General features: G+C 65.0%; 19 protein-coding genes. 9 read left to right on the forward strand and 10 right to left on the reverse strand.

Features of this window, described 5'->3' with window-relative positions; translation table 11 throughout:
• Window positions 1-221 precede the first annotated feature (221 nt).
• A complete protein-coding gene (locus AC59GX_RS16010) occupies window positions 222-902 on the reverse strand; it encodes a DUF6445 family protein (RefSeq protein ID WP_426282384.1) in 681 nt (226 codons plus the stop codon).
• Between the two features lie 136 nt (window positions 903-1038).
• Between AC59GX_RS16010 and AC59GX_RS16015 the strand changes: the two genes are divergently transcribed.
• Entirely contained in the window at window positions 1039-2538 is a 1500-nt protein-coding gene (locus AC59GX_RS16015) for an MFS transporter (RefSeq protein ID WP_426282382.1), read from the forward strand.
• 448 nt (window positions 2539-2986) lie between these two features.
• Here the strand turns inward: AC59GX_RS16015 and AC59GX_RS16020 are convergent, their stop codons facing one another.
• Entirely contained in the window at window positions 2987-4168 is a 1182-nt protein-coding gene (locus AC59GX_RS16020) for a sensor histidine kinase (RefSeq protein ID WP_497302066.1), read from the reverse strand.
• 4 nt (window positions 4169-4172) lie between these two features.
• Window positions 4173-5405, reverse strand: a complete 1233-nt coding sequence (locus AC59GX_RS16025; RefSeq protein WP_426282377.1) for a sigma-54-dependent transcriptional regulator — start codon at window positions 5403-5405, stop codon at window positions 4173-4175.
• 126 nt (window positions 5406-5531) lie between these two features.
• Between AC59GX_RS16025 and AC59GX_RS16030 the strand changes: the two genes are divergently transcribed.
• From AC59GX_RS16030 to AC59GX_RS16040, 3 genes are all read left to right on the forward strand, one after another.
• A complete protein-coding gene (locus AC59GX_RS16030) occupies window positions 5532-6815 on the forward strand; it encodes an efflux RND transporter periplasmic adaptor subunit (RefSeq protein WP_426282376.1) in 1284 nt (427 codons plus the stop codon).
• A gap of 8 nt (window positions 6816-6823) precedes the next feature.
• Window positions 6824-7504 carry an ABC transporter ATP-binding protein gene (locus tag AC59GX_RS16035; RefSeq protein WP_056481307.1) on the forward strand — a complete coding sequence of 227 codons (681 nt, stop codon included), beginning with the start codon at window positions 6824-6826 and terminating at the stop codon, window positions 7502-7504.
• A 126-nt stretch (window positions 7505-7630) separates the two neighbouring features.
• Complete coding sequence (locus AC59GX_RS16040; protein WP_497302067.1) at window positions 7631-10048, forward strand: ABC transporter permease; 2418 nt, start codon at window positions 7631-7633, stop codon at window positions 10046-10048.
• A 122-nt stretch (window positions 10049-10170) separates the two neighbouring features.
• Here AC59GX_RS16040 and AC59GX_RS16045 read toward each other — a convergent pair whose 3' ends face one another.
• Entirely contained in the window at window positions 10171-11997 is a 1827-nt protein-coding gene (locus tag AC59GX_RS16045) for a DUF885 domain-containing protein (protein ID WP_497302068.1), read from the reverse strand.
• 376 nt (window positions 11998-12373) lie between these two features.
• On the opposite strand from AC59GX_RS16045, the gene AC59GX_RS16050 reads away from it, so the two are divergent.
• Window positions 12374-13291: a VOC family protein gene (locus tag AC59GX_RS16050; RefSeq protein ID WP_497302069.1), complete on the forward strand. Its 918-nt coding sequence runs from the start codon at window positions 12374-12376 to the stop codon at window positions 13289-13291.
• A gap of 30 nt (window positions 13292-13321) precedes the next feature.
• Here the strand turns inward: AC59GX_RS16050 and AC59GX_RS16055 are convergent, their stop codons facing one another.
• On the reverse strand, window positions 13322-14671 hold the full coding sequence (locus AC59GX_RS16055) for a PQQ-dependent sugar dehydrogenase (RefSeq protein WP_426282370.1): 1350 nt from the start codon (window positions 14669-14671) through the stop codon (window positions 13322-13324).
• Window positions 14668-15144, reverse strand: coding sequence for a DUF2231 domain-containing protein (locus AC59GX_RS16060; RefSeq protein ID WP_426282369.1), 477 nt, complete (start codon window positions 15142-15144; stop codon window positions 14668-14670). Before AC59GX_RS16060 ends, AC59GX_RS16055 begins: the two co-directional genes overlap by 4 nt.
• A 153-nt stretch (window positions 15145-15297) precedes the next feature.
• On the opposite strand from AC59GX_RS16060, the gene AC59GX_RS16065 reads away from it, so the two are divergent.
• Complete coding sequence (locus AC59GX_RS16065) at window positions 15298-16191, forward strand: hypothetical protein (protein WP_497302070.1); 894 nt, start codon at window positions 15298-15300, stop codon at window positions 16189-16191.
• A 125-nt stretch (window positions 16192-16316) separates the two neighbouring features.
• Here the strand turns inward: AC59GX_RS16065 and AC59GX_RS16070 are convergent, their stop codons facing one another.
• The 3 genes from AC59GX_RS16070 to AC59GX_RS16080 form a co-directional block, all read right to left on the reverse strand.
• Window positions 16317-18413, reverse strand: coding sequence for an alpha/beta fold hydrolase (locus AC59GX_RS16070; protein WP_497302071.1), 2097 nt, complete (start codon window positions 18411-18413; stop codon window positions 16317-16319).
• A 33-nt stretch (window positions 18414-18446) separates the two neighbouring features.
• Entirely contained in the window at window positions 18447-18836 is a 390-nt protein-coding gene (locus AC59GX_RS16075; RefSeq protein ID WP_426282366.1) for a barstar family protein, read from the reverse strand.
• 66 nt (window positions 18837-18902) lie between these two features.
• Window positions 18903-19760 (reverse strand): oxygenase MpaB family protein, encoded by an 858-nt coding sequence (locus AC59GX_RS16080; RefSeq protein WP_426282456.1) that lies wholly within the window; start codon window positions 19758-19760, stop codon window positions 18903-18905.
• 121 nt (window positions 19761-19881) lie between these two features.
• On the opposite strand from AC59GX_RS16080, the gene AC59GX_RS16085 reads away from it, so the two are divergent.
• The 3 genes from AC59GX_RS16085 to AC59GX_RS16095 all read left to right on the forward strand — a co-directional run bounded on the left by AC59GX_RS16085 (window position 19882) and on the right by AC59GX_RS16095 (window position 23139).
• Window positions 19882-20094, forward strand: coding sequence for a hypothetical protein (locus AC59GX_RS16085; protein WP_426282365.1), 213 nt, complete (start codon window positions 19882-19884; stop codon window positions 20092-20094).
• A gap of 131 nt (window positions 20095-20225) precedes the next feature.
• Complete coding sequence (locus AC59GX_RS16090; RefSeq protein ID WP_426282364.1) at window positions 20226-22115, forward strand: gamma-glutamyltransferase family protein; 1890 nt, start codon at window positions 20226-20228, stop codon at window positions 22113-22115.
• A 10-nt stretch (window positions 22116-22125) separates the two neighbouring features.
• Entirely contained in the window at window positions 22126-23139 is a 1014-nt protein-coding gene (locus tag AC59GX_RS16095; RefSeq protein ID WP_426282363.1) for an acetamidase/formamidase family protein, read from the forward strand.
• 28 nt (window positions 23140-23167) lie between these two features.
• Here the strand turns inward: AC59GX_RS16095 and AC59GX_RS16100 are convergent, their stop codons facing one another.
• Window positions 23168-24523 carry a serine hydrolase domain-containing protein gene (locus AC59GX_RS16100; RefSeq protein WP_426282362.1) on the reverse strand — a complete coding sequence of 452 codons (1356 nt, stop codon included), beginning with the start codon at window positions 24521-24523 and terminating at the stop codon, window positions 23168-23170.
• Window positions 24524-24646 lie beyond the last annotated feature (123 nt).

Consider the following 24646-nt stretch of genomic DNA (forward strand, 5'->3'; position numbering starts at 1 on the left):
GCGACGTGGTGGTAGCGCCACAGGCGACGGGCGGGAGGCGCGAAACAGCCGTGATGCCAACCATTACCACCTCCCCGGCGAAGGCCGGGGTCCAGTTGGCAAACCGAACTGATGAAGACGGCGATCCCTTACTCAGTGCTCCTCAACTGGGCCCCGGCCTTCGCCGGGGAGGTACGGGTGTTGGAATTATGCGGGCTCACTACCCCATCACGCATGCGCATTCAGTCGTCAAACAAGAACAAATTGAGCGTCAGCCGCCCGTCCAGCGGATCGGGGCTAAGCGTCACGTCCGGCGGCAGATAGGCGCAGTGCAACGTGTTGCCGGCATAGACGAGCGCGCGATTGAAACAGGCGGGCTGGACCGCGATGCGTTCGTACAAGGCCGTATCGCCGGCGATGTAGGACGCTTCGGGCATGCCGTGCGATTGCACGCCTGCTTCCAGTTCCGTCCTGAACCGGTCGAGCCGCGAGGCGTCGATGCTCTCGAACCCGGTTGCGCGCTGCCTGTAGAAGGCGGTGCCACCCTGTTCGCCGTGACCCAGGAACAGCAACACTGCGATCCGCCCCGGCTCGACGCCGTCGAAATGCGGCAATCGCTGGATCGGCGCGAGATCGCCAGGTGCCGTGGTGACGAGCGAATAATAGGCTTCCGACACCGCCGGCGCCGGATCGAGCCTTAAATGCTCCGCCAACAGCGGCGCGATCCGGCGTCGCATCATCTCGGCGAGGCGCAGCGGCACCTCGGCGCGGACACCGGGATAATGCGGGCCGATCGGTGCCATCCTCAGGCTCGCCGCATCCTCGCGCAGCGCATCCGGATCCGGCCAGAAATCGTCGATCGCGATCAGCGGGTGCTGCTCCTGGCCCTGGAGGTGAAGCGTGGTTTTCGGCGGTTGGGTCATGCAGGCCTTCATGCGGTGTGGCGGCGCGGCGGGGCAAGGTATTCGTATGCATAGTTGTTTTGCCGGTCGCTTGGGGTCAAGCCGGTCCGTCAGATCGCTACGCAAACAAGTGGCGACCGATCAGGAGAGCCGCGTTTTGACCGAGAAACCAGTCCAGGGCTTTGCCGGCCTGTGGAACATTAGCTTCGGCTTTTTCGGCATCCAGATCGGCTTCGCGTTGCAGAACGCGAATATGAGTCGGATCTTCCAGACGCTCGGCGGATCGCTCGACGACCTTTCCTATCTGTGGGTCGCGGCGCCGCTGACCGGGCTGCTCGTCCAGCCGATCATCGGCCATTACAGCGATCGCACCTGGACTCGCTTCGGCCGTCGCCGCCCGTATTTCTTCGCCGGTGCCGTCCTCGCCGCACTCGCGCTGTTCGTGATGCCCGAGGCGAAGATGCTGTGGCTCGCCGCGCTGACGCTGTGGGTGCTGGACGCCTCGGTCAACGTGTCGATGGAGCCATTCCGCGCGTTCGTCGGCGACATGCTGCGCAAAGACCAGCACACCGCGGGCTATGCGCTCCAGACCGCGTTCATCGGCGCCGGCGCCGTAGTCGGCTCAATCTTCCCGTTCGTGCTGGCGCATCTCGGCGTGTCGGGCGATGCGCTGGCGGGCGTTCCCGACACCGTGCGCTACAGCTTCTGGTTCGGCGGCGCGGCACTGCTGCTCGCGGTCCTCTGGACGGTCGGCAACACGCGCGAATATAGCCCCGAACAGATGGCATCGTTCGCCGAGTCCAACCGCGATGAAGCACACAGCGCTCCGGTCCGCGCGCTTGCCAGCCGCAGCTTTGCGACCAGCATCGCCTGGATCGTCGCCGGGATCGCGGTCGTCGTCGCCGTACCCGAACTGGCGTTGCAGAAGGAAGTGTACCTGCTCGGCGGCCTGCTCGTCGCCTATGGCGGCGCCAGCCTCGCGGCTATCGTCCTCGCGCGCGGCGGCAATGGAGACAACGCGCTGAGCCAGATCGTCGGCGACTTCGCCGCGATGCCCAGCGTCATGAAGCGCCTCGCGCTCGTCCAGTTCTTCAGCTGGTCCGCGCTGTTCATCATGTGGATCTTCACCACGCCCGTCGTCGCCCAGTACATGTACGGGTCGAGCGACGCGACGAGCGTCGCCTACAATGCGGGCAGCGATTGGGTCGGTGTGCTGTTCGCAGTCTATAACGCCGTCGCCGCGCTGGTCGCGTTACTGATACTGCCGCGGTTGGCCAGCCGGATCGGTCGCGTGAAAACGCACATCGCCTGCCTGCTGTGCGGCGCCGCGGGATTTGCGAGCTTCCTCATGGTGCGCGATCCGACGCTGCTGATCGTCAGCGAAGTCGGCGTCGGCATCGCCTGGGCGTCGATCCTCGCTATGCCCTACGCGATCCTCGCCTCCAGCCTGCCCCAGGCCAAGCTCGGCATCTACATGGGATTGTTCAACATCTTCATCGTCCTGCCGCAGTTGCTGGTCGCGACGCTGATGGGGTCGGTGCTGAAGGCGTTCTTCCCGACCGAACCGATCTGGACGATGGCATTCGCCGCCGTCGTGATGATCCTCGCAGCCCTCGCGATGCTGCGCGTCCCCGAGATCCCCGATAAGTTCTCCTGATGCGAGAAGCAGCAAACCGGCGCTGGACGGCTAGAGATAGGGCCGCGCGATGTGGGCGACGTATGCGACGTCTTCGGTGCGCGCGTCGCTGGACATCGGCGATCTGTCTGGTGCGCTTGCCATCGCTGGGGATGAAACCTTGATCGGACTTGCGTAAGCGGCGATTTTTCAAGACCCGATGCGGCATGTGACAGCCTGGATCTTCAGGGCACCCCGCTGATTACTCGGGGCTCGGATGGCACGCAATAGTCGCTTAGCCGCCTTCTGCAGGTGACAATATATAACCGCGTAGTCCGAGCTTTATCATTCGAGCAAGGCTGCGGACGTTTGCCCCGTTTAATGAGGGTGGAAAGTTGCGAACCCGAAGATCCCCAGAACTGCGCTTTGTGGATCTTCTGGTTTAGCCTCCGTGTTCAAACCCTCTATCAGTCCCATTCGCCTTGATTGTTCAGCTGGACGAAACGGAGGGAACATTGCCCTCGAACCGCGTGTTGCCGGGGAGAGAATGAGCGAGGCTTAGATCGCCACTGTGCCCCCGGAAGATTTGCCGGGCGAGCGCCAGACCTACGCCCGTACCTTCGGTCTTGGTGGTGAAGAAAGGGCGGAAAATGTCGATCTGGTTTGCGGCGGGAATACCGGGGCCAGTGTCCGTCATCGTGAACTGCGTTTGGCCGACAAAGGCAGAGATGGTGAGCGTGACCTGCGCATCGAACGAGCCGTGCAACGCCTCGGCTGCGTTCTGCAGCACCGCCCAGAGCGCCGCGGTCAGTTGATCCGGGTCGGCCAGCAGATGGGCCGGTGCGTCCAGGAGGTCGGTCGTAAACGCGATTCCCGGCCATCTCGTCGTAAACAATGCCGCCAGATCGCTGACGAACCCGGCCAGAGGTATACGCTCCACCGAGGGGGCGGGCAGCTTCGCCAACGCACGGTAGCTTTCGCCGAACCGGTGCAGACTGGCGGCGCGGCGCGCGACGGTCTCGACCGCGTCGCGTACCTTGGGCAGCATCGGGTCCGGATCGTCGAGCATCGCCACCGCGGTCTCGGCTAGCGAGGCGATCGGGGTGAGGGCGTTGACGATCTCGTGGCTCAAAACCTGGACGAGCTCGCGCAACGCCGCGGCCTCGGCGGCCTTCAGTTCGGCGTCGATGTCGATCAGCGCGCCGATCCGTGTCATCCGCCCTGCCAGCGCAAGGTCGCCGGTGGCCAGCGCGAAGCTCCGGATGCCGGTGTCATGCCCGATCTCGATCGTGGCGGTGCGACCGGGGCGGGTGTCGGCGAGCGCGGAAACGAGCCCCTCAGGCGGATCGACGACCAGATCGCCTGCGCCGAGCAATCGCCGCGCGGCGCGGTTGACGGCGCGCAACCGGCCGTCTTCGAGTGCGACCAAGGGCGCAGGCGACAGATCGAGATAGGCGGTCAGACGGCGCCGTTCCTCTTCTCCAGCAGACGGGGTCGAGACTGGTGGCGCCGGCATCGGCAAGCGCTGACCAGCATCGACCAGGTCGAGTGCGGCGATCCAGATCGCGATCATCGCAGCGAGGAGCGCGGTGGCGTACAGACCGCGTGTGCCTGCAACCGCACCACCGGCGCCAGCCGCAGCTAGCACCAGCGCGCGTACCACCGCTCGCATCCGGTCAGAGGCCATAGCGCGCCATCCGGCGATAGAGCGCCGCGCGGGTCAGTCCGAGCTGTGCGGCGGCGCGGCTGACGTTGAAGGCGTGGCGCTCGAGTGCTGCGGTGATCAGCGTTTCCTCGTTGCGCGCGAGCGACAGATCGGGGGCGAGCGATAGCGGCTCGGCGGTGCCGGGCGAAAGCGGTAGGTCCCCGACCGCGTAAGTCTCGCCATCGCCGAGCAGCACAGCACGTTCCATCGTCTGGCGCAGGCCGCGGACGTTGTCGGGCCAGCGATCCGCCGCGATCGCCTGCACAGCGCCCGCATCGAGTGGTCTGAGGGGCTTGCCGTGGCGGTAGGCGAACAGCGCGAGGAAATGGCGTGCGAGCAGCGCCGCATCGCCCGCGCGATCGACGAGCGGCGGGAGGGCGATTTCGATCGTTCCGACCCGGTCGAGCAGATCTTCGCCGATCGCCCCCCGAACGCCGGTGCGATCCAGTCGCGTAGTCGCGATGACCCGGATGCCGTCGAGCGCTGACAGGAGAACGCCGTTCAGCGCCCGAGGTAGTCGGTCGATATGGTCGATGACCAGCAACCCGCCAGCGGCCGCCGCCGTTTGCTGGGCGATGACGGCGGCGTCCGCGGCCTCGGCGTCCACCGTGATGAGCGGCAGGCTGGCGTTTGGTGAGGCCTGATGAACCAGTCGGGCGACCAGCGTCTTGCCGGTGCCCGCAGCGCCGTGGATCAGGATCGGGGCCGCGGTCGGCGCGACGCGAGCGACCAAGTCGCGCGCGCGCGTGATCCCGGCGCTTTCGCCGAGCAGGATGCCGTCATGGACGGGCGGTGTCGCCGCTGTCTCCAGCTTCGCGCGGCGCAGCGCCAGCCCGCGCTCCACCGTGGTCAGCAGGCGTTCATTGTTCCAGGGCTTGATCACGAAATCGGTCGCGCCGCTGCGCATCGCCCGGACGGCGACCGCAATGCCGCTATGCCCCGTGACGACGATGACGACGGCGCGCGCGTCCGCCGCGATCAGCCGGTCGAGCATCGCGAACCCCTCCTCGCCGGTGGTCCGTCCGCGCGCGAAGTTGAGGTCGAGCAGGATGACGTCGATTGGTTCGCCGGCGAGCAGCACCCAGGCCGCCTCCGGGTTCGCTGCGGTCGAGACGCGCATGCCGTGCCGTTCGAGCAGCAGTCGCGCGGCCTTGGCGATGTCGGGATCGTCGTCGATGACCAAGATGTGCGATTCGGTTGACATGGCCGTCATAGTGTCCGGAAACGGACAGTTGGTACAGTCGGGTGCGTGATTCAGCTACGGGGCGCGGAATTATGCAGCATTGGCAGTAGCTTAGGATCTGTTCGATCCGTCCCGTACACTGTCCGCATGACAGAGACGACCCTGCCTGGAACGGGCGCCGCGATGGACCGGCGTATCGAGCGTCCGCACGCCAAGCGGCGCAAGCGTATCGTGCGCGGTGCGCTTGCAATCGCGGTGGTGGCTGCGGCGGTGCTACTGTGGCTGCTGATGCCCGGCGCCAATGCGCTGACCGTCGATGCCGGCGCGATCCGTACCGGCGATGTCGTGCGCGCGCCGTTCCGCGATTTCGTGCCGCTCCGCGCCGAGGTGGCGCCGTTGCGGACCGTGTTCGTGACCGCGATCTCCGGCGGGCAGGTCGCCGACCTCGCCACCAGCGACGGCGCGATGGTCGCCGCCGGCACGCCGCTCGCACGTTTGTCCAATCCGTCGCTCGAACTCGACGTGGCCAGCCGCTCGGCGGAGATCGTCGGGCAGTTGAGTGCAATCAGCGGCCAGCGGCTGTCGGTCCAGAACACGCGGCAGGATGGCGCGCGCGATCTGGCCGAGGCACGCAATGCGCTGTCCAAGGCGCGGACGTTGCTCGCACAGAAGCAGGTTCTGTTCGACAAGGGCATCATCACGCGCGCTGCGATCGATCCGGTGCGCGAGGATGTCGGCTATCAGCAGGCGCGTGTTTCCGCGCTCGACCGCGGGACCGCGGAAGCGGGCGCGACGCTGGCGGATCAGTCCTCGGGCATCGCGGCCACCGCGCGGCAGTTGCGCGAGAGCCTGGCGATGGTCCGCGCGAGCTTGTCCGCATTGGTGCTGCGTGCGCCGGTCGCGGGACGGCTCACCGCCTTCACGCTCCAGCCCGGGCAGACGCTCAAGGCCGGCGATCCGGTCGGGCAGATCGACTCCGAGGGACGGTGGAAGCTGACTGCCGATGTCGACCAATTCTATCTCGGGCGCGTTCGGGTCGGGCTCGGCGCGGCGGCCGATATCGACGACCGGAGCTATGCGATGTCGGTCATCAAAATCCTGCCGCAGGTGACCGAAGGCCGGTTTCGCGTCGAACTCGGCTTTCGCGGTGCGGGACCCACGGGGCTGAACCGCGGCCAGACACTCGACGTGCGGCTCGTGCTCGGCGCAGACCGGCCTGCGGTGGTCGCACCGTCGGGCGGCTGGCTCGACGCGGGTGGTACCACGGCATTCGTGCTCGACGGGAACGCGAAGGCCGTCAGGCGGGCGATCGTCACCGGCCGACGCAATCCCGATCAGGTCGAGATCGTCTCCGGCCTCGCCCCCGGCGAGCGGATCGTGACCACGGCGCTCGGCACCTACACGCCCTTCCAGACCCTCCTCATCCGATAGGATTCGATATGATCCAGTTACAGGACCTCAGCCGCACCTATGCCTCGGACGAGGTCGAGACGACTGCGCTCGGCGGCATCGACCTAGCGGTCGAGGCGGGTGAATTCGTCGCGATCATGGGGCCGTCGGGCTGCGGCAAATCGACGCTGCTCAATATCATCGGCACGATCGACCGGCCCACGGACGGACGGTATCTGTTCGAAGGGGCCGATATCGCGCGCGCGCCCGAAGCCGAACTCGCCAAGCTGCGCCGTGATCGACTGGGCTTCGTGTTCCAGAGCTTCAACCTGATCGACGAGCTGACGATCGCCGAGAATGTCGCGCTGGGTCTCGCCTATCGGACGATGCCCGCGCGCGAGAAGAAGGACCGCGTGGCGGCGGCGATGGATAGGGTGGGCATCGCCCACCGCCAGCGCCACCACCCGCACCAATTGTCGGGCGGCCAGCAACAGCGCGCGGCGATCGCCCGCGCGATCGTCGGCGAGCCGCGGCTGATCCTCGCCGACGAGCCGACCGGCAACCTCGATACCGAGAACGGCGCGCAGGTGATGGACATCCTCGGCCAGCTGAACGCCGAGGGCGCGACGATCGTGATGGTCACGCACAGCCCGTCGCACGCCGATATCGCCAAGCGGACGGTGCACATGCTCGATGGCCGCATCCTGTCGTCGGCACGGCGCGCCGCCTGATGCGCCGCTCGCTCCAGATGCTCGTGCTGATGCTGCTCGTGGTGGTCCTCGTCCGCCATCTCGCCGCGACCAAGTCCGGCCCCAAGCCCGGCCCCGATGCCGCAAGCGACGCCTGAAGGAACCGCCATGTCCGCACTCACCAGCCTCTATCGGTCGCTCGCGCATCACCGCCTGTTCGCGCTCCTCAACATCGGCGGTCTCGCACTGGGGATCGCGACGTTCCTCGTGCTGTTCCTCTTCGTCCGGTTCGAGACCGGGTACGACCGCGTATTGCCGCAGCAAGACCGGTTGTGGGTGATGGAAGAACGCTATGTGATGCCGGGCTATCCGGCGGACACCAATCCGAACACGATGGGCAGCGAACTCAAGATCCTGCAGGCGGATTACCCGCAGCTGGTCGGCACGCGCTATATGAACATGGCGGCGACGGTGCAGCAGGGCGGGCAGGCGACGGCCGAGGATTTGGGCACGGTCGACCCGAACTTCTTCGACCTCATGCGCTTTCCCGCGGTCGAGGGGAATCCAGCGGCAACGCTCGCCGATCCGAACGGCCTGGTGGTCACGCAGAAGACCGCGCGGAAATATTTCGGCAGCCAGTCGGCGATCGGCCGGACGCTGCAACTGTCGATCGATGGGACGACCTATCCCTACAAGGTTGGGGCGGTGCTGCGCGACATGCCCGACGACGTCACCTTCAAGAGCGAGATGTTCGCGCAAATCTCGCGGACTCGCTTCGGCAACGAATGGTGGGAGCATTGGGGTAGCGCGTCGCTGACCACGTTCCTGCGCTTTCCCGACGCGGTGGCGGCGCGGGCGTTCGAGGCACAATTGCCTGCTTTTCTCGACCGCCATGCCTATGCCGGCGGCAATCTCAAGAAAGGCGAGTATTTCCAGTCGCTGCGGCCGCTCACCGCGATGCATCTGTATAGTCCGGGTGATCGCGCGATCGTCACGACCTTGGGAGCGGTCGGGTTGCTGACGCTGCTCATCGCCATCGTGAACTACGTCAATCTGGCGACCGCGCGCGCCGGGCTGCGTGCGCGCGAAGTGGCGATGCGCAAGGTGCTGGGCGGCACGCGGCGGTCGCTTATCCGCCAGTTCCTGGGCGAGGCGCTGGCGACGGTCGCCGTGGCGGCGCTGATCGGGCTCGCGCTGGCCGAGATCGCGCTGCCTTTCATCAACGCGCTTGGCGGAACGACGCTGGCGATCCGCTACGTCGGATGGGACGGCGTCGTCCTGCCGCTGGTCCTGCTGGTCCTGGGCATCGCTTTGGTCGCGGGGCTGTATCCCGCGTTCGTGCTGTCGGGGTTTCGCCCTGCCGCGGTGCTAGCCTCTACTCGCGCGCCCGGCGGTGGGCGTAGCGGCACGAGGCTGCGAAGCGCGCTCGTCGTCGTGCAGTTCGCGATCGCGATCGCGTTCGCCATCGCGACCGGAGTCATGCTGAAACAAACCGAGCATATTCGTGACGCCGATCTCGGGTTTCGCCGCGACGGGTTGATGATCGTGCGGTCGCTGATGACCGGTGGGATCGACTCCCCACAGCGCGCGGCGATCCTGCGCAGCCTCGCGGCGGCACCGGGCGTCACCGGCGTGACGGTCGCCAACAACGCGCCGGGCGACCAGAGCACGACCAATTTCTCGGGATATAGTCGCGCAGGAGCGTCCGGCAGCAAGATATCGTTGATGGATGTCGGCACTGGCCGAGATTATTTCCGCGTGTACGGCGCACGCCTCGTCGCGGGGCGCTTGTTCGACGCCGCGCATGCCGACGACCGCGGCCTGTTGACGCTTGCCGAACGCAAGCGGGCAGGGCCAAATGTGGTGATCAACCGGACCGCGGTGACCGCGCTGGGCTTTGCGTCGCCGGCCGCAGCACTGGGGCAGGCGATCAACGACGGCGAACGGGACTCGATCATTATCGGCATAGTCGACGATCTGCGCTTCAGGAGCCCGCGCGATGCCGTCACGCCGGTCGCCTACACCTACAACACCGTCGACATCCTCTCGCCGTTCGCGGCGGTGCGCTATGCCGGCCGCGATGCGAAGACGATGATGGCGGCACTCGAGGCGGCGTGGAAGCGCGTCGTTCCCGGCGTTCCATTCGAAGCGCGCTCGGTCGAGGACAATCTGTACCAGCGCTATTACAAGGCGGATGCGCAACGCTCGCGGCTGTTCACGATCGGTGCGGTGCTGGCGATCCTGATCGGCTGCATCGGGCTCTACGGGCTGGCGGCGTTCGACACCGCGCGGCGGGTGAAGGAGATCGGCATCCGCAAGACGCTCGGCGCCTCGACCGCCGAGGTGTTGCGGCTTCTGATCGGGCAGTTCCTGCGCCCCGTGATCCTCGCCAACCTCGTCGCGTGGCCACTCGCCTATGTCGCGATGCAGCGTTGGCTCGGTGGGTTCGACGACCGGATCGCGCTGTCGCCGTTATTCTTCGTCGGCGCCTCGCTCGCCGCGGCGCTGATCGCGAGCGCAACCGTCTTCGGGCAGGCCTGGCGCGTCGCTCGCGCCGAGCCCGCGCGCGCGTTACGCCACGAATAGGGGCCGGTCGATGTCCTCAGCCTTCCCGACGTTGTACCGTTCGCTCGCCCGGCATCGGCTACACGCCGTCCTCAACATGGGCGGGCGGGCGCTCGGCATCGCGTGTTGCCCCACGACCAGCCTCAGACGGCGCGCGCACGCTCCTCTACGATCCGCTCCAGCATCGACAATGGCATCGCACCGGCTTCCAGCACGTCGTGGAAATGCTTCAGATCGAAGCGATCGCCAGCGATCGCCTTGGCCTTCTCGCGCGCGCGCAGCCACGCCGCATGACCGATCTTGTAGCTGCATGCCTGCCCGGGCGAGACGCAATAGCGCTCGACCTCGCGCTGCGAGCGTCCGGGAGCGAAGCCGACCGTATCGACTAGGTATTTCGTCGCCTGGTCATGCGTCCACCGCTTGGTATGAATGCCGGTATCCACGACCAAGCGTGCTGCGCGGAACAGGAATGATTGCAGATAGCCGGCGCGTTCCACCGGCGAGGCATAGCCGCCGAGTTCGTCGGCGAGTTGTTCTGCATAGAGCGCCCAGCCTTCCAGATAGGCGTTGAAGAAGGCGATCTTGCGCAGCGGATGCGTGGGCGCGCGCTGGGCGGTCGATATCTGGAGATGATGCCCCGGAACGCCTTCGTGATAGGTGAGGCTCGGCAGCGTGTATTTCGGCCAGTCGTGCACGTTCTTGAGGTTGATCCAGTAGATCGCGGCACGCGAGCCATCTAGCGGCGCGCGGAAGTAATAGCCGTTGGGGGCCCCGTCCTGAATTTCGGGCGCGACGCGGCGGATCTCGAGTGCCGCGTTGGGCGGGTTCGTGAATGCCTTAGGAAGCCGTGCCTGCATCGCCTGGACGCCTGCGTTGAGACTGGCGAGCAGCTCGGCACGACCGGCGTCCGTGTTCGCGAACAATTGCGCGGGCAGGCGGTTGAGCTGGTCGAGGCGGGCACCGACGCTGCCCTGCGTGAGGCCCTGCCCACGCAGGATCGGATCGAGCTGCGCGGTGAGGTCTGCGACCTGTTGCAGGCCCATCCGATGGACTTCGTCGGGCGACAAGCTGGTGGTGGTCGCCTGTGCCAGCGCGGCGGCGTAGATCGCATCGCCGTTGAGGATCGCCCAAATGCCGGCGGCACTGCGCGCCGAGGGCCGCAGCGAGCGCAGCAAAGCGATCTGGCGATCGAGCGCCGGATAGACCTCGGTCGCGACGATCCGGGTAGCGCGTGCCTGCCAATCCCCGGCTATCTTCGCGGGGCCGGTGCGGCTGGTCAGCGCCTGGACGAGCTGGTTGTCGGCCGGGCTGGGTGACCTCAGGTTCGCCATTTGGCCTAGCGCGAGATCGAGGGAGAAGTCGGGCGCCAGCCGGCCCTTGGCGGCTTCGCGACGCTGAACCTCGGTTTCGTTATCCAGCTGCCGGCCCATCATCGCCAATCGATCAAGATAGGCTTCGGCATCATCCGCGGTCTTCACCGGGTGGGTCGAGGCCAGGAAGTCGGGCATGGAGAAATAGACGCCGTCCTGCTGCGTGATCGGATAGGGCCCCTGCGGCGTGGAGAGGCCGAACTTCTCCGGGCCGACCATGTTCGACTGGATGCTGTAGAGGACCACTTCGCGATCGATGCGCGCCTGCGGCGACAGCGAGGCGGGATCGACGGCGGTGACGAGCGCCTGTGCCTTGCGGTTGCGCGCCAGATCCTTCGCGATGGCGGCGTAGCTGTTGTCGCCCAGCATGTGGCGTAGATCGGCATCCTTGCCGGTATCGAGCCCAAGTGAGGTGGCGAATTCGGGCGATTGGCGGACGGTTTCGTGCAGTACCTGATCGAAGGCCGCGTTCAACCGGGCGTCGCCCGGCGATGGTGTCGCTGCTGTTCTCACTGACGTCTGCGCAAACGCGGATCGTGCGGGTAGCGTGCTCAACGCGGCGGCAGCGGCACTGGACATGATAAAAGCGCGACGATCCATGCCGATTTCCCTGACTGTGAAGCTGATGGCGCCACGCTAGGCGACACTAGGGCAGCCGCGCAACCCTACTGCATTGGACCGCCCGAGCAGTACAGCCTCACGCATCGTGCAGTCAGGCCAATGCGCAGCCAACCCCGCTCTGTGACGCCCGTAAATCTTCCTGGACTTCGCCCGCTAAAGGGGAAGCATTTGCGGCTTTCGAGATTGATACGAGGCATGGATGGGGTCTGATATAGCGCAGTAGCCGATCAAACTTCCTCTCCGAGTGTTCCAACTTCTTGACGATTAATGTGCCCCGCGTGACAAGGGCAATAGTGTCCTTAAACGGTCAATCAGCCGGCCTACGACGTGCGTATAATGATGAGAGGATCGACCTGTGACGCCACGGCTATTAGCGTTGGCATGCGCTGCGACTGCACTGATGGGGGCCAGGCCCCCTGAGGTTCGACCCGCAATCACGGGGATCTCGCATCTGGCTGTCTACTCGCGCGACATGGCGAAATCGGAGCATTTCTACACGCACGTACTCGGTGCACGGAAAGGTATGGACCCTGAGAACGCAGCCGGCGTCCGCTTCTATTTCAGTTCTCGTCAGTTCGTCGAGGTGCTGCCCGCGCCTACCGGACACGGCGCCAGCATGCTCGCCCATGCGGCTTATCTCACGACGGACGCAGCGCGCCTGCGCTCATGGCTCGTAGCGCAGGGCATGACGGAGCTTGGTCCGGTCCGGGGCATGGCTGGCGGCGATCGTTGGTTCGTTACGCACGATCCGGAAGGTAACGAGGTCCAGTTCGTTCAATCCGCCAGTCCGGATGCCACCGCGGTACCTGGAGCGATAAGTAGTCGCGTCATTCATGTCGGCTATGCGGTCCATGATCGCGCCAAACAGGACAGCTTCTACCGCCGCCTGCTCGGCTTTCGACCCTATTGGTTTGGTGCGTTCGAGCCGACAAAGGTCGACTGGGTATCCCAGCAGGCGCCGGATGGGCGTGATTGGATGGAATACATGATGGTCGGGCCGGGATCAGACGTGCCGATCGCCAAGGTGAATGCCAACCAGCTTGGCGTCCTCAACCATCTTTCGCTTGGCGTGCCGAACATGCAGGCAGCGGTCACGACATTGTATCGGGAAAGCCGCTTGAGCCCGCGTCACGATGGACCCCAGATGGGGCTGGACGGCAAGTGGCAGGCCAACTTCTACGATCCGGACGGGACCCGGGTCGAGTTGATGGAGTTTCAGCCAGTCACCAAGCCGTGCTGCTCCCCCTTCACCGCCGAAAGCCCCACGGACTGAAGCCAATGTGATCCTCCGGCGCGTATCGCGTCACCGCGCCGCCGAAACCCGCCAAACGACGTTGCCGGTATCATCGGCAACCAGAACCGCGCCTGTTCGGTCGACGGTAACGCCGACGGGACGACCGCGAACCTTGCCATCGGGCGACACGAAACCGGACAGAAAGTCCTCGGCCTTGCCGCTTGGGCGCGCGTTGCTGAACGGTACGAACGCAACCTTGTAGCCATTCAGTTCGTCGCGATCCCAACTGCCATGCTCGCCGATCAGGGCACCGCCACGGTAGCGGGGCGGAAGCGACGACCCGGAATAGAATGTGAGTCCAAGCGCCGCGACATGGCTGCTCAGCGCGTAGTCCGGCACGATTGCGCGCGCGACCAGATCGGGTCGCTGTGGCATAACGCGTGGATCCACATGACGGCCGTAATAGCTATAGGGCCAACCATAGAAGCCGCCATCGCGTACCGAGGTGAGATAGTCCGGGACAAGGTTCGGCCCCAGTTCATCGCGTTCGTTCGCGACGACCCAAAGCGTGTTGGTCCCTGGGTAAAAGTTGGGGCTGTTCGGATTGCGCAGTCCCGTGGCGAACACGCGGGAGCGGCCCGATGACCGATCGATTTCCCACACTGCAGCACGATTCCTCTCGGCCTCCATGCCGTTCTCGGTAATGTTGCTGTTCGATCCAACCGTCGCATAGAGCAGTTTGCCATCCGGGCTCAGCGTCAGGCTTTTCGTCCAGTGATGGTCGATTGGCCCCCCGGGCAATTCGGTCAACCGCACGGGGGCGGCCGTGATCCGAGTCTGACCCAGCGTATAGGGATATCGCAGGACCGCGTCGGTGGCTGCGACGTACAGATAATTGTCTGCAAAGACGACGCCGAAAGGCGAGAAGAGATGGTCGACCAGAACTGTACGTAGTTCGGGTACGCCGTCACCATTGGTGTCCCGTACCAACGTGATCTGATTGGTCCCGCCCTTCGGTTTCGCACCGTTCTGGCCGGTCGCGCGCTTCTGGACCCATGACACGATAGGATTCTTCGGGCGCGTGATCGGATCGAGGTTCGGGCCCTGGGACTCGACGATGAGTACGTCGCCGTTCGGCAATGCCAGGACGTTTCGCGGATGGTTCAGATCGCGTGCCAGCGCCTGTACGCGAAGGCCAGCCGCAGCGGTGGGTGCTTGGCCGGCACTCCATCCCACAACCTCTGCGACGTGGATGGGCGGAACCAGATATTGCTTTGGCGCAGGCAAGACGGGATTGGACCCGATCTGCGAATTGCGATCGAACTCTGCGCCGCCATCGTTGCAGCCGGCAAGCGCGATCACCGATGCCACCGCGACACCCGCGAGAAGGTTCCGGGCGCGCGCCGTTGCGACGATCACGACCGCACCCCGACGCGATGCTTGTAGACGAGCGACCCGCCCAGCCACGCACTGACCCCGAGCAACACCACCGAGATCGCCGATAAGGTGAGGCCTGTCGGTACCACGCTCGTCCAACCATCGCGGCTGTGAACGAATGCGTTGAAAAGCTCGATCACGAACACCCCGAGGTTGATGATCATATGCGGCGTCGCCGGACGTGCCGCGCGCACTCGGCGGTCACCCGCATAGTCGATCATCCCGGTCACGGCAGCTAGTCCACCCATCACCAACCCGGCGGTGATCAGCCAGATAGAAAAGTCGCTCCACATGATGTTTGCCGACCCTAAATAAGCAAGATCGGTTAGCAGTGCGCCTATGAAGCAAACGATCGGGAACGGTACCAGCATGGGATGGAGGGGGTGGCCAAAAAGCTTGGCCGTGGACCTTGGGTTTCCCCCGTCGGTGCGATGCTCTTCAGATCGAATGCTCATACTGTCTAAGCGTGAAAGCGGGCAGTCAGTTCCCGGCTATAAAGCATCCGAGCAAGTATCGTTCGTATTTAAATGTAGATCAGTACGTTTCTCCCCAAATCAACCGCCGTTCTTCGGACATACCAACGACGATAGTACACGAGGCTAAGTAACATGAAATTTCTGACATGTTTTCGTGGCGCGCGCTTCGCGTGGTCGGCAATTGCCGTGCTGGCGTCCATCGATGCGTCAGCGCAGTCGGTGCCGACGATCGATACCGAGGATGCGACGTTAGGGTCGGTCAAAATATCCGGGGGCGGCGACCTTCATCCTCAACTAGTGTTCGACGTCCGCAATGGCGACTTCGCGCGAGGCAATTACGATGACGATCGTGCGGACCTAGACCGGCTGCCTGTCCATGCGCAACTCGGGGTCGCGATCGATCTGTCGCACGGCTCGGATGGCGCGGCGACCAGCTGGCTGGTGTTGCGCTCCTCCAATGGTTTTCATGCGCCGTCGACGGGAGAAATGTCGACGCCGCGGATATGGTACGAGAGCAACAACCTCGCGGCTCTGGTGTTCACGTCGGTAAAGGGGCTGAGAGCCGCGGGGGTCTATACGATCAAGACGAGTCCCAACGGCGTGTCGGCCACGACGCACGAGGCGAGTCTGTCGCTTGCCTATGACGGCGATGACGTAGTTGGCAAATTGTCACCGACCTTGGCCGTCACGATGCGACCGAAGGGAGACAACGGAGTCTTCACGCTGGCGGCGATCGAACCGGGTTTCGACCTTTCCGAGCGCGAAGACGGGCCGAAATTGAGCATACCGGTCGCGATCGGGCGAGGACGGGGCGGCTTTTATGGTTCGGGAAGTGGTAGCCGTAGCTACCTCAGCGCCGGCGCAGCCCTTGAGCAGCCATTTCTGCTGGGCGCCATGCAGTGGAGTACGCGCCTTGAGGCGCTGGCAGTCGTACGTGACGATCGCCTTGCCGCGCTGAGCGGTCCGCGCGGGGAAACCGGTACAGTCGTGCCGCTGATCACGTGGTCAGTTTCGACGGCATATTAGTCCACTATAGCTATCGGGAACCAATACGCCGCCGATAAACGATGCCGCCGGCCGCGGCTGCTGAAACCGACGCCCGAACGACATTCTAAGGCAAAGGCGACAGCAGCGACTGCACGGGATAGTGCCTAAATCAGCCATTCGAAGGCACGCTTCAATCGTGCCGCACCATCGATGTCGAATGGGCGCCCGTGAGCGAAGATCACCCGGTCAGGCTCGAGCGCCACGATCGCCTGCACAGCTTTTTTGGCGTCCGCTCCACCTAGTCGTACCGGTAGGCGCAGGTACCGTGCGGTCGTGCCGTGCGTCGCAGCGGAGGCCTGCATCACCATTCGCGTGATGGGCGGAAGCTTTTCAGGATCTAGGTTTTCGATGAGGTCGACGAGAACGAGCGTCTTGGTTGGCCGGTGGAAGAACCAGACCTCGTTGAAACCTGCACCGCCCGGTACGATGCCCTGATCGAGCGCGCCCGACCATTCGGCGGGGGCTGTCTCACCCAGTTCGGCATCGAACCGGACGGACGATGCACGGACCGGCGCCCGGTCCCGTAGCCCCGGCGCGGCCCAATTGGTCGCTTCGGGGTAGGCGCGTTGCCAGTCGGCAAGGAAAGTCCAGTGGGCCACGTTGGGTGCGACGAGATGCCGCACCCGACCCAGCGCCTCGACGGCCTTGGCCAGCTCGGTCGAAAAGGGGGTGGGCGAGTGTAACAGCAGATCACCGTTCTCGAGCCTAAGGATCGTCATCCGTACAGGTAACGCGAAACCCATCGCATCGATCGGTCCGCTGTCGACGATCCACACACCGTCGGCAACTGCTTTGGGGACATCCAGTGGCGGGTAGGTCGCGCGGCGCCGGCCCTCTGTATCTTCCGAGCGTCGGCTACCGACTGCCAGTGCCCAAAGGCCTATGGCGGCGACGCCAGCGAGGCCAGCCGCGCCGATCAGCCGATGGCGTCTGCCCCTCTGTGAGGATGCTTGGTCCGCGAAGAAGCGTCGCATATCGGCCAACAGGAGTTCGGGCTGCTCGAGTGCAGCGAAATGGCCGCCGGCCTTCATCTCGCTCCAGTGGACGATGTTGTAGGTCTTGCGGGCGTGTGATCGTGGCGGCGGCGGGAAGACGGGGTCTGGGAAGGCTGCGACGCCGGTCGGCACCTTGATGCGGCTGCCGGCCGGAAATTGGCCCGACCCCTCCAATACGCGACCGCGATACATCCAGGTCGATGTGATGAAGGACCCCTCGACAAGGTAAAGCATGATGTTGGTGAGGAGCGTGTCCTCGTCGAAGGCTTGCCAAAGATCGGGCCGGCCCTGTTCGTCGCGCGGCACGTCCGCCCATGCACCGAACTTTTCCAGGATCCAGGCGGCAACGCCGACGGGGCTGTCCGCCATGGCGACCCCGAGCGTCTGCGGACGCGTGCCCTGCTCTTGCGAGTAGCCGGTCTCCTCCTTGGCCAGCGTCGCGCGTCGTGCTGCCCAGGCGAGTTCGTCGGGCGTCTTCGGCGATACGTCTGCAGCCTGGATGAGAACCATGTTGAGGTGCAGCGCGTCGATCGCTTCAGGATGATCGTGCGCCATCCAGCTTCCGATTGCTGCGCCCCAGTCACCGCCTTGCACCAGATAGCGAGCATCACCGAACAGTTCGGTCATCAGGCCATGCATGATCTCGCCCGTTCGACGCGGTCCGATCGGCGCGGCAGGACGCCCGGAGAAGGCGTAGCCCGGGAGCGAGGGCACGACGACGTCATGGCCGTCGGCCACTAACGGGGCGATCAGCGCTTCGAATTCAATGAACGACCCCGGCCAGCCGTGCAGCAGGAGCAGCGGTGCGCGTGAACCATCGCCCCGCGCGTGAACGAAATGAAGCTTCTGGCCGAGTACTTCGCTGGTGAAGTGGGGTAAAGCATTCAACCGACGTTCCTGCGTACGCCAGTCGAACCGAGTACGCCAATAATCCACGAGCCGCTTGAGATCTGCGAGGCCGACGCCCGACTGCCAGCTTCCGGCGTCCGGCAGCGCCCCCCAGTCGAACGATGCGACTTTGGCGTTGATGCCGGCGAGCCGCTCGTCCGGTACTGCAATCGTGAAGGGCTTTGCCATGTCGTGTCCTCGCGCTCCGAGGCGACGTGCCCCTTCTCGATCGACAACGCGCTCGCGTACCTCGCGTTCAATCATTCGGTAGCCAAGGGTAAAGTCGAGAGACGGCGGAGGTTGCGTCAACGTCTGCACGGCAAATCGCCAACGGAACTCGATCGCTTCGCATCAAGCCATAACAAGCTCGATGTTCGGATGATCGCTGAAGATCTCCACGACGATCTCGAAATAGGTTTGCCCGGTGCCACGGTCGAGCGCGTCCAGCTGGCGACCAATCGCAGCCACGTCGAAGCCGGCCGGTCGCCGCAACTTTCTGGCGAGGAACGCCCGGGTCGTCTCGACACCGAGCGCCGTCCTGCTGGCCGCAACGTCCTGCCAGACGATACGAACCCTCTCCCGCCCCTCGATCGCGCCGTAGCCGCCATAGAGCAGGTCGTTCAGCGCATCGAGGCTTTCGCCCAATTGCCAATCTTCCTTGGCCATAAACACCCGGTTTATCTCGGCGTAGAAGGTTGGGATATCGCCGATATTCCGGCCAATGATGGTCAACGTCTTCATGAAATCACTCCCGGACCATGCCGTCGATGGGTAGCAACGAGCTTCGCCAGTTCTGCGCCTCCCGCTTCAGTTGCCGTCGAAGGCCCAGCGCAACGTTTTCGCCATCTGTCGCGTACCGGACCGAACGACGGGTCTCATGAATACCGGCGACGCATGCAGGCCATGCAACCGACGTGCCCAGCTCGGGAGAAGGTCCACCGCCGCCTGGGCGATGGTTCTTTGAAGCGGTATTGCCAGCGGATTGCCCGGCGTCTGATCCAGCACCAACCGCGCGACCTCGCGCGTGCGACCGTCTGCAATCAACGCCGGCTGCATATCACGAAGCGCCTGATTCGTGCTCGCACGGTTCCGCGGTAGGGCGTCGGCACCCAGTGCCGATCCTATGCTCGCGAACTCGGCGTAGTAGAGATCCTCCTGCGCGAGCGTCAGTCGACGATCTCCGTAGTGTTGCCAGGCAGCCAGGAAGGACCACGCCTCGGATACATGGACCCACGCCAATAAACTGGGGTCGTCGGCACGGTAGGGCGTACCGTCGGGAAGCGTGCCACCGATGTGCGAATGGACTGCGCGGACTCGCGCTATTGCCGTCTCTGCCTCCGCGCGCTCGCCATAGGTGGTGGCAGCAATGAATCGGGCAGTGCGCCGCAGCCTGCCGAGCATATCGGTTCGGAAGTTCGAATGGTCCCAAACCCCGGCTAGAACGGCTGGATGCAGCATCTGCAGCAGCAACGCGGACACGCCGCCAACCATCATGCTGACAACGTCGCCATGCACACGCCAGATCATGGAATCGGGCGGAAACAGTGCAGTATCGCTCCGCTTCACCGGCTCCTCGCCACGAGCCTGGTCATTGAACAGAGTCCGCACCTGCCGAACGATGCCGGTCTTGGTCTGGTCGCGGATCGATAGCGGGCTGTCGTTCATGCCGTCACGAACGCCCGAGCCCGTATTTAGCAACGGCGGATCGGTCGGCGACATGCTGGGACCTGTCATAGATGCCGTCCTATATTGACGGCCCCTGCCATCTGAGACCATCGCGTTGCCCATGACAAAGAGCAAGGGACGCACCGGCGCGCATGCACGCGCCAATATCCAGCCTGCACCGACAGCGACCGAGCTCGATGCAGCCAAGCGAGAGGTCGCGCAGATCGAGGGGCGGCTGGTCCGCCTCGCTGCCGGGCATCCGTCGGTCAAGATCTGGAAGGCCCGTCTTCGTGTCGCTCAAGCCGTGATCGCCCGCGCCCCGCGCGACGGTTAGGCGCTGCGACTACGGTGTCTGACGGAGTCCGCTTAGGTGGACGGACGCTGTAGCGACGCGGGCGCTATCAACCCCTTGAACTCGCTCACGGAGCCAGCGAAGATCGGTCATCAGCACCGGGAGCGTCCTCTATGCGTCGTCGAACTTTCATTGCCGCCTTGCCGGGGGCCGCATTGCTGCCGGGCATCGGTATGGCACAAGGCGGTCAGGCCGGACCCGGCGTTCCCGGCAAGCAGGGGGCACCGGGACCGGGGCAGGGCGGTGCGCCTCGGCCGAAGACCGCGACGCTCCCCCCGCGCTGGGTTGCCGGGGAGGACCGCTTCCTTCGTCCCGACGTAGCCGCGGGCGATCGCCCGGTCGGGGCGAGTTTCGCCTCGCGTACCGCCGCCTACGGCCTAAACGGCGCTGCGGGGACTGCGCATCCGCTGGCGTCGCAGGCGGGGATCGACATCCTGCGACGAGGCGGATCGGCGGTCGATGCCGCGATCGCGATCAACGCGTGTCTCGGTTTCCTGGAGCCGACGTCGAGTGGCATCGGTGGCGACGCCTATGCGATGATCTGGGATCCGAAGCAGCGCAAGGTCGTCGGGCTCGCCGGGTCGGGCGCGTCGCCAAGGGGCCTGAGCCTGGAAACAGTGCGGTCGCGGGCCCGCGGCGGGGCGCTGCCGCCGCTGGGTGCGGTGTCCGTATCCGTGCCGGGTGCAGTGGATGCCTGGTGGACGATGCACCAACGCTATGGCCGGCTGCCCTGGGCGCGGCTGTTCGAGCCGGCGATCACGCATGCCGAGGCAGGCGCGCCGGTGCCGGACATCATCGCCTATTACATCCGCCGCAGCATGGCGGCATTCCGCCGGCCGGGTAACGGCATCGAGGAAACGGCGAACGCCCTCAGGACCTATGGCCTCGCCGACGGCAAGGGCCCGGCGGTCGGGCAGGTGTTTCGCAATCCCGATCTCGCCCGCACCTATCGTGCGATCGCGGCGGGCGGACGCGACGCATTCTATACCGGCGAGATTGCGCGTGTCATCGATCGCTACTTCAAGCGGATCGGCGGCTGGCTGCGCCTTGAGGATCTGGCCGCGCACCGCTCGGAATGGATCGAGCCACACCGGACGGGCTATCGCGGCGTGGACGTGCACGCGCTGGGTGCTAACACGCAGGGCATCGCGACGCTGCAGATCCTGAACATCCTAGAGACCTTCGATCTCGGCGACGCGGGCTTCCAGTCACCGCTGTCGATCCATCTGCAGGCGGAAGCCAAGCGGCTCGCCTATGAAGACCGCGCGCGCTTCTACGCCGATCCGCATTTCAGCAAGGTGCCGGTCGAGTGGCTGGTATCCAAGGAATACGCCCGCCAGCGCGCGAAGCTGATCCGCCGTGACCGGATCCTCGATCCCGTCCATCCCGGGCAGGCGCCCAGCCACGGCGACACCACCTATTTCAGCTGCGCCGACAAGGATGGCATGATGGTGTCGATGATCCAGTCGAATTTCCGCGGCATGGGGTCGGGACTGGTCGCCGATGGTCTCGGCTTCATGTTCCAGGATCGCGGGCAGCTGTTCAGCCTGAGGGACGGCCATCCCAATATCTACGCGCCCGGCAAGCGGCCGTTCCAGACGATCATCCCCGGTTTCGCGACGCGCGGCGGCGATCCCTGGATGAGCTTCGGCGTGATGGGCGGCGACATGCAACCGCAGGGGCAGACGCAGATCATCGTCAACCGCGTCGACTATGGCCTCGAGATCCAGTCGGCGGGCGATGCGCCGCGCTGGCACCATGAAGGCTCGTCGCAATCGATGGGGGAGGACAGCGCCGGGCTCGACCCACGCGGATTGCTGCGGCTGGAATCGGGCGTGCCCGTCGCCACGAAGCAGCGCTTGGCCGACATCGGCTGGACGATCGGTGAGCCCGATGGCGGCTTCGGTCGCTACGAATGCGTCGAGCACCGCATGGACGGCGCGACGCGGGTCTATGCCGCGGCCAGCGAGATGCGCGCCGATGGCTGCGCGCTGGCTTATTGAGGGAATGACGATGCGCTACCTGATCCTTGCCGCTCTGGCTGCCGCGACGACGCCCGCGGATGCCGAGACCTACGAACTGAAGGCGACGCCGCAGACGGTCGCCTGGGGGCATTACGATGCGACCGACAAGCCGGTGCTGACGATCCGGTCGGGCGACACGGTGGTGATCCATACGTTGCTGACCAACAGTCCGGCGGGCCTGGAAAAGGCCGGCGTCGCGCCCGCGCAGATCGAACCAGCCCTGCGTGCGATCTATAACGGCGTCCCGGCCAGCGCCCGCGGCCCCGGCGGCCATATCCTGACAGGACCGATCGCGATCACAGGCGCGGAACCCGGCGATATGCTGGAAGTGCGCATCCGTAAAGTCGATCTGGCGATACCCTATGCCTATAATGCATTCCGGTACGGGGCGGGGTTCCTGACCGACGATTTTCCCTATGCGCGGATGAAGATCGTGCCCTTGGATGCCAAGCGCATGGTCGGCCTGTTTGCGCCCGGCGTCGAAGTGCCGCTGGCGCCGTTCTTCGGCAGCATGGGAGTCGCGCCGCCCCCGGCGTTCGGCCGCTACGACAGCGCGCCGCCGACGATCAACGGCGGCAACATGGACGACAAGGCGCTCGTCGCGGGAACGACCTTGTTCCTCCCCGTCTATGCCCCCGGCGCACTGTTCCAGGTCGGCGACGGCCATGCCGCGCAGGGTAATGGCGAGGTCGATATCACGGCGCTGGAAACTTCGTTGACCGGGACGTTCGAGTTCGTGCTCCACAAGAAGGCGGCGATTACCTATCCGCGTGCCGAGACGCCCAAGGCCTATATCGCGATGGGCTTCGACGACGATCTCAGCCATGCGACCCGCAAGGCGCTGCGCAACATGATCGATTTCCTCGTCGCGGAAAAAGGCATGACGCGCGACGATGCCTATATGCTGATCAGCGTGGCGGGCGATGTCGAGATCACCGAGCTCGTCGACCGCAACAAGGGTGTCCACGTCGTCCTGCCCAAGGCGGTGTTCACGAAGCCCTAGCGGCCACGGCGGACTCCGCCTGAGAAGTTTACGGTAACGCCGCGGCGACGTCGGCGGCAAAGTGCGCGATGTCGAATCGCGCGGTGCCAGGATCCTCGCCGCGCCTGACAATCACGAGCTGTCGGGACGGGATGACCATGACATACTGTCCCCGGTTGCCTTGCGCGGCGTAGCTGCCCTCGGGCAAGCCCTGCTTGGGGCCGAACAGCCACATCGTCGCGCCATAGCCCGGTCCGCTCAACGGCTGCGGTCCGCTCGGCGTCGTCATGGTGCGCATCCAGCCTGCCGGCAGCATACGCTTGCCCTGCCAGACGCCGTCCTGCGACCAGAACAATCCCAGTCTCGCAAGGTCGCGCGCGGTCGACCAGACCTGGCTGGAGAGGATGTAATTACCGTGCCAGTCGGTCTCGGCGACGGTATGCGCCATGCCGAGCGGGCCGAACAGGCTGCCCGGCAACGCCCGGTACCGCGCCTCTCCGATCGCGTTTCGGGTGGCATAGACAGCGAGCAGGATGTCGGTGTTGGCGTAGCGGAAGCGCGTGCCAGGCAGGGCCTCCAAAGGCCATGACACCGCCTGTTCGTCCACCGTGGTCCCGCCGAAATAGATCGCATCGGTGCGATTGCCGGCGGTATCGCTGTGCAGGCCGGATCCCATGCGCAGGAGATTGTCGAGCGTGATGGCATGACGCGGATCGCCGGTCTTCCATTGTGGTACGGCGGCGGGGGCTTTCAACGCGCCTGCAGTGTTCAGGCCGATGAGCGTGCCGGCGATCGACTTGCCGACCGACCAGGTCCGGTTGGACACGAACGGCCCGAAACCGCGGTCATATTGCTCAGCAAGAACTTTGCCGTCCTTCACGACGATTACGCCGACGGTCTTGGTGTCAACGCCGTAGGTAGCCCCGAATGCCTTGCCGACCGCGCCAGCCAGCGTGGGCGATGGGCGCGGTGCGATGCCAGCGTCACCTTGCGGCCAGCGACGAGGATCAGCTGCCGCAATCGAAAGTGCCGCCGTCGCCTTGCGGCCAGTCGGTGCCGTGCCGCCGATCGGCAGGGTCACGCAGCCATGCCCGCTAGTCCACTCCGCGCGTCTGGGAGGTAGCTTTGAATCGAACCCTACGGAGACGGATTGGCGGGTGCGGTCGACGTTCGCCGTGAGCGTCGGCACGATCTTCTCATAGTCCGGGTAGATGCCGGCCAACTCATCGGCATCGATCTGCTCCGGCGTACGGCCTGCATTGAAGATGCCTGAGCAATAGAGTGCCGCCTTGTAACCGGCCGCGATGGCGCGCTGGTATGTTCCTGCCGAGGGTTGTGCCACGATCTGCGCACTAGTTGGAACTGACGCGAGGAGGGCGAGACCGGCCACTTTGAGTATCTGCATGACCGCATTCTTCCATCACGCAATCAGATCAGCAATCCGTTTCTCTGCCATGCGTGTACGGGGAGCGGCACGGTCGGGCGCATCCAGCGGAGACCGACACGGCAGCGATGACTTGCCGTGCAG

The organism is Sphingomonas sp. 320_CC, from assembly GCF_059691795.1.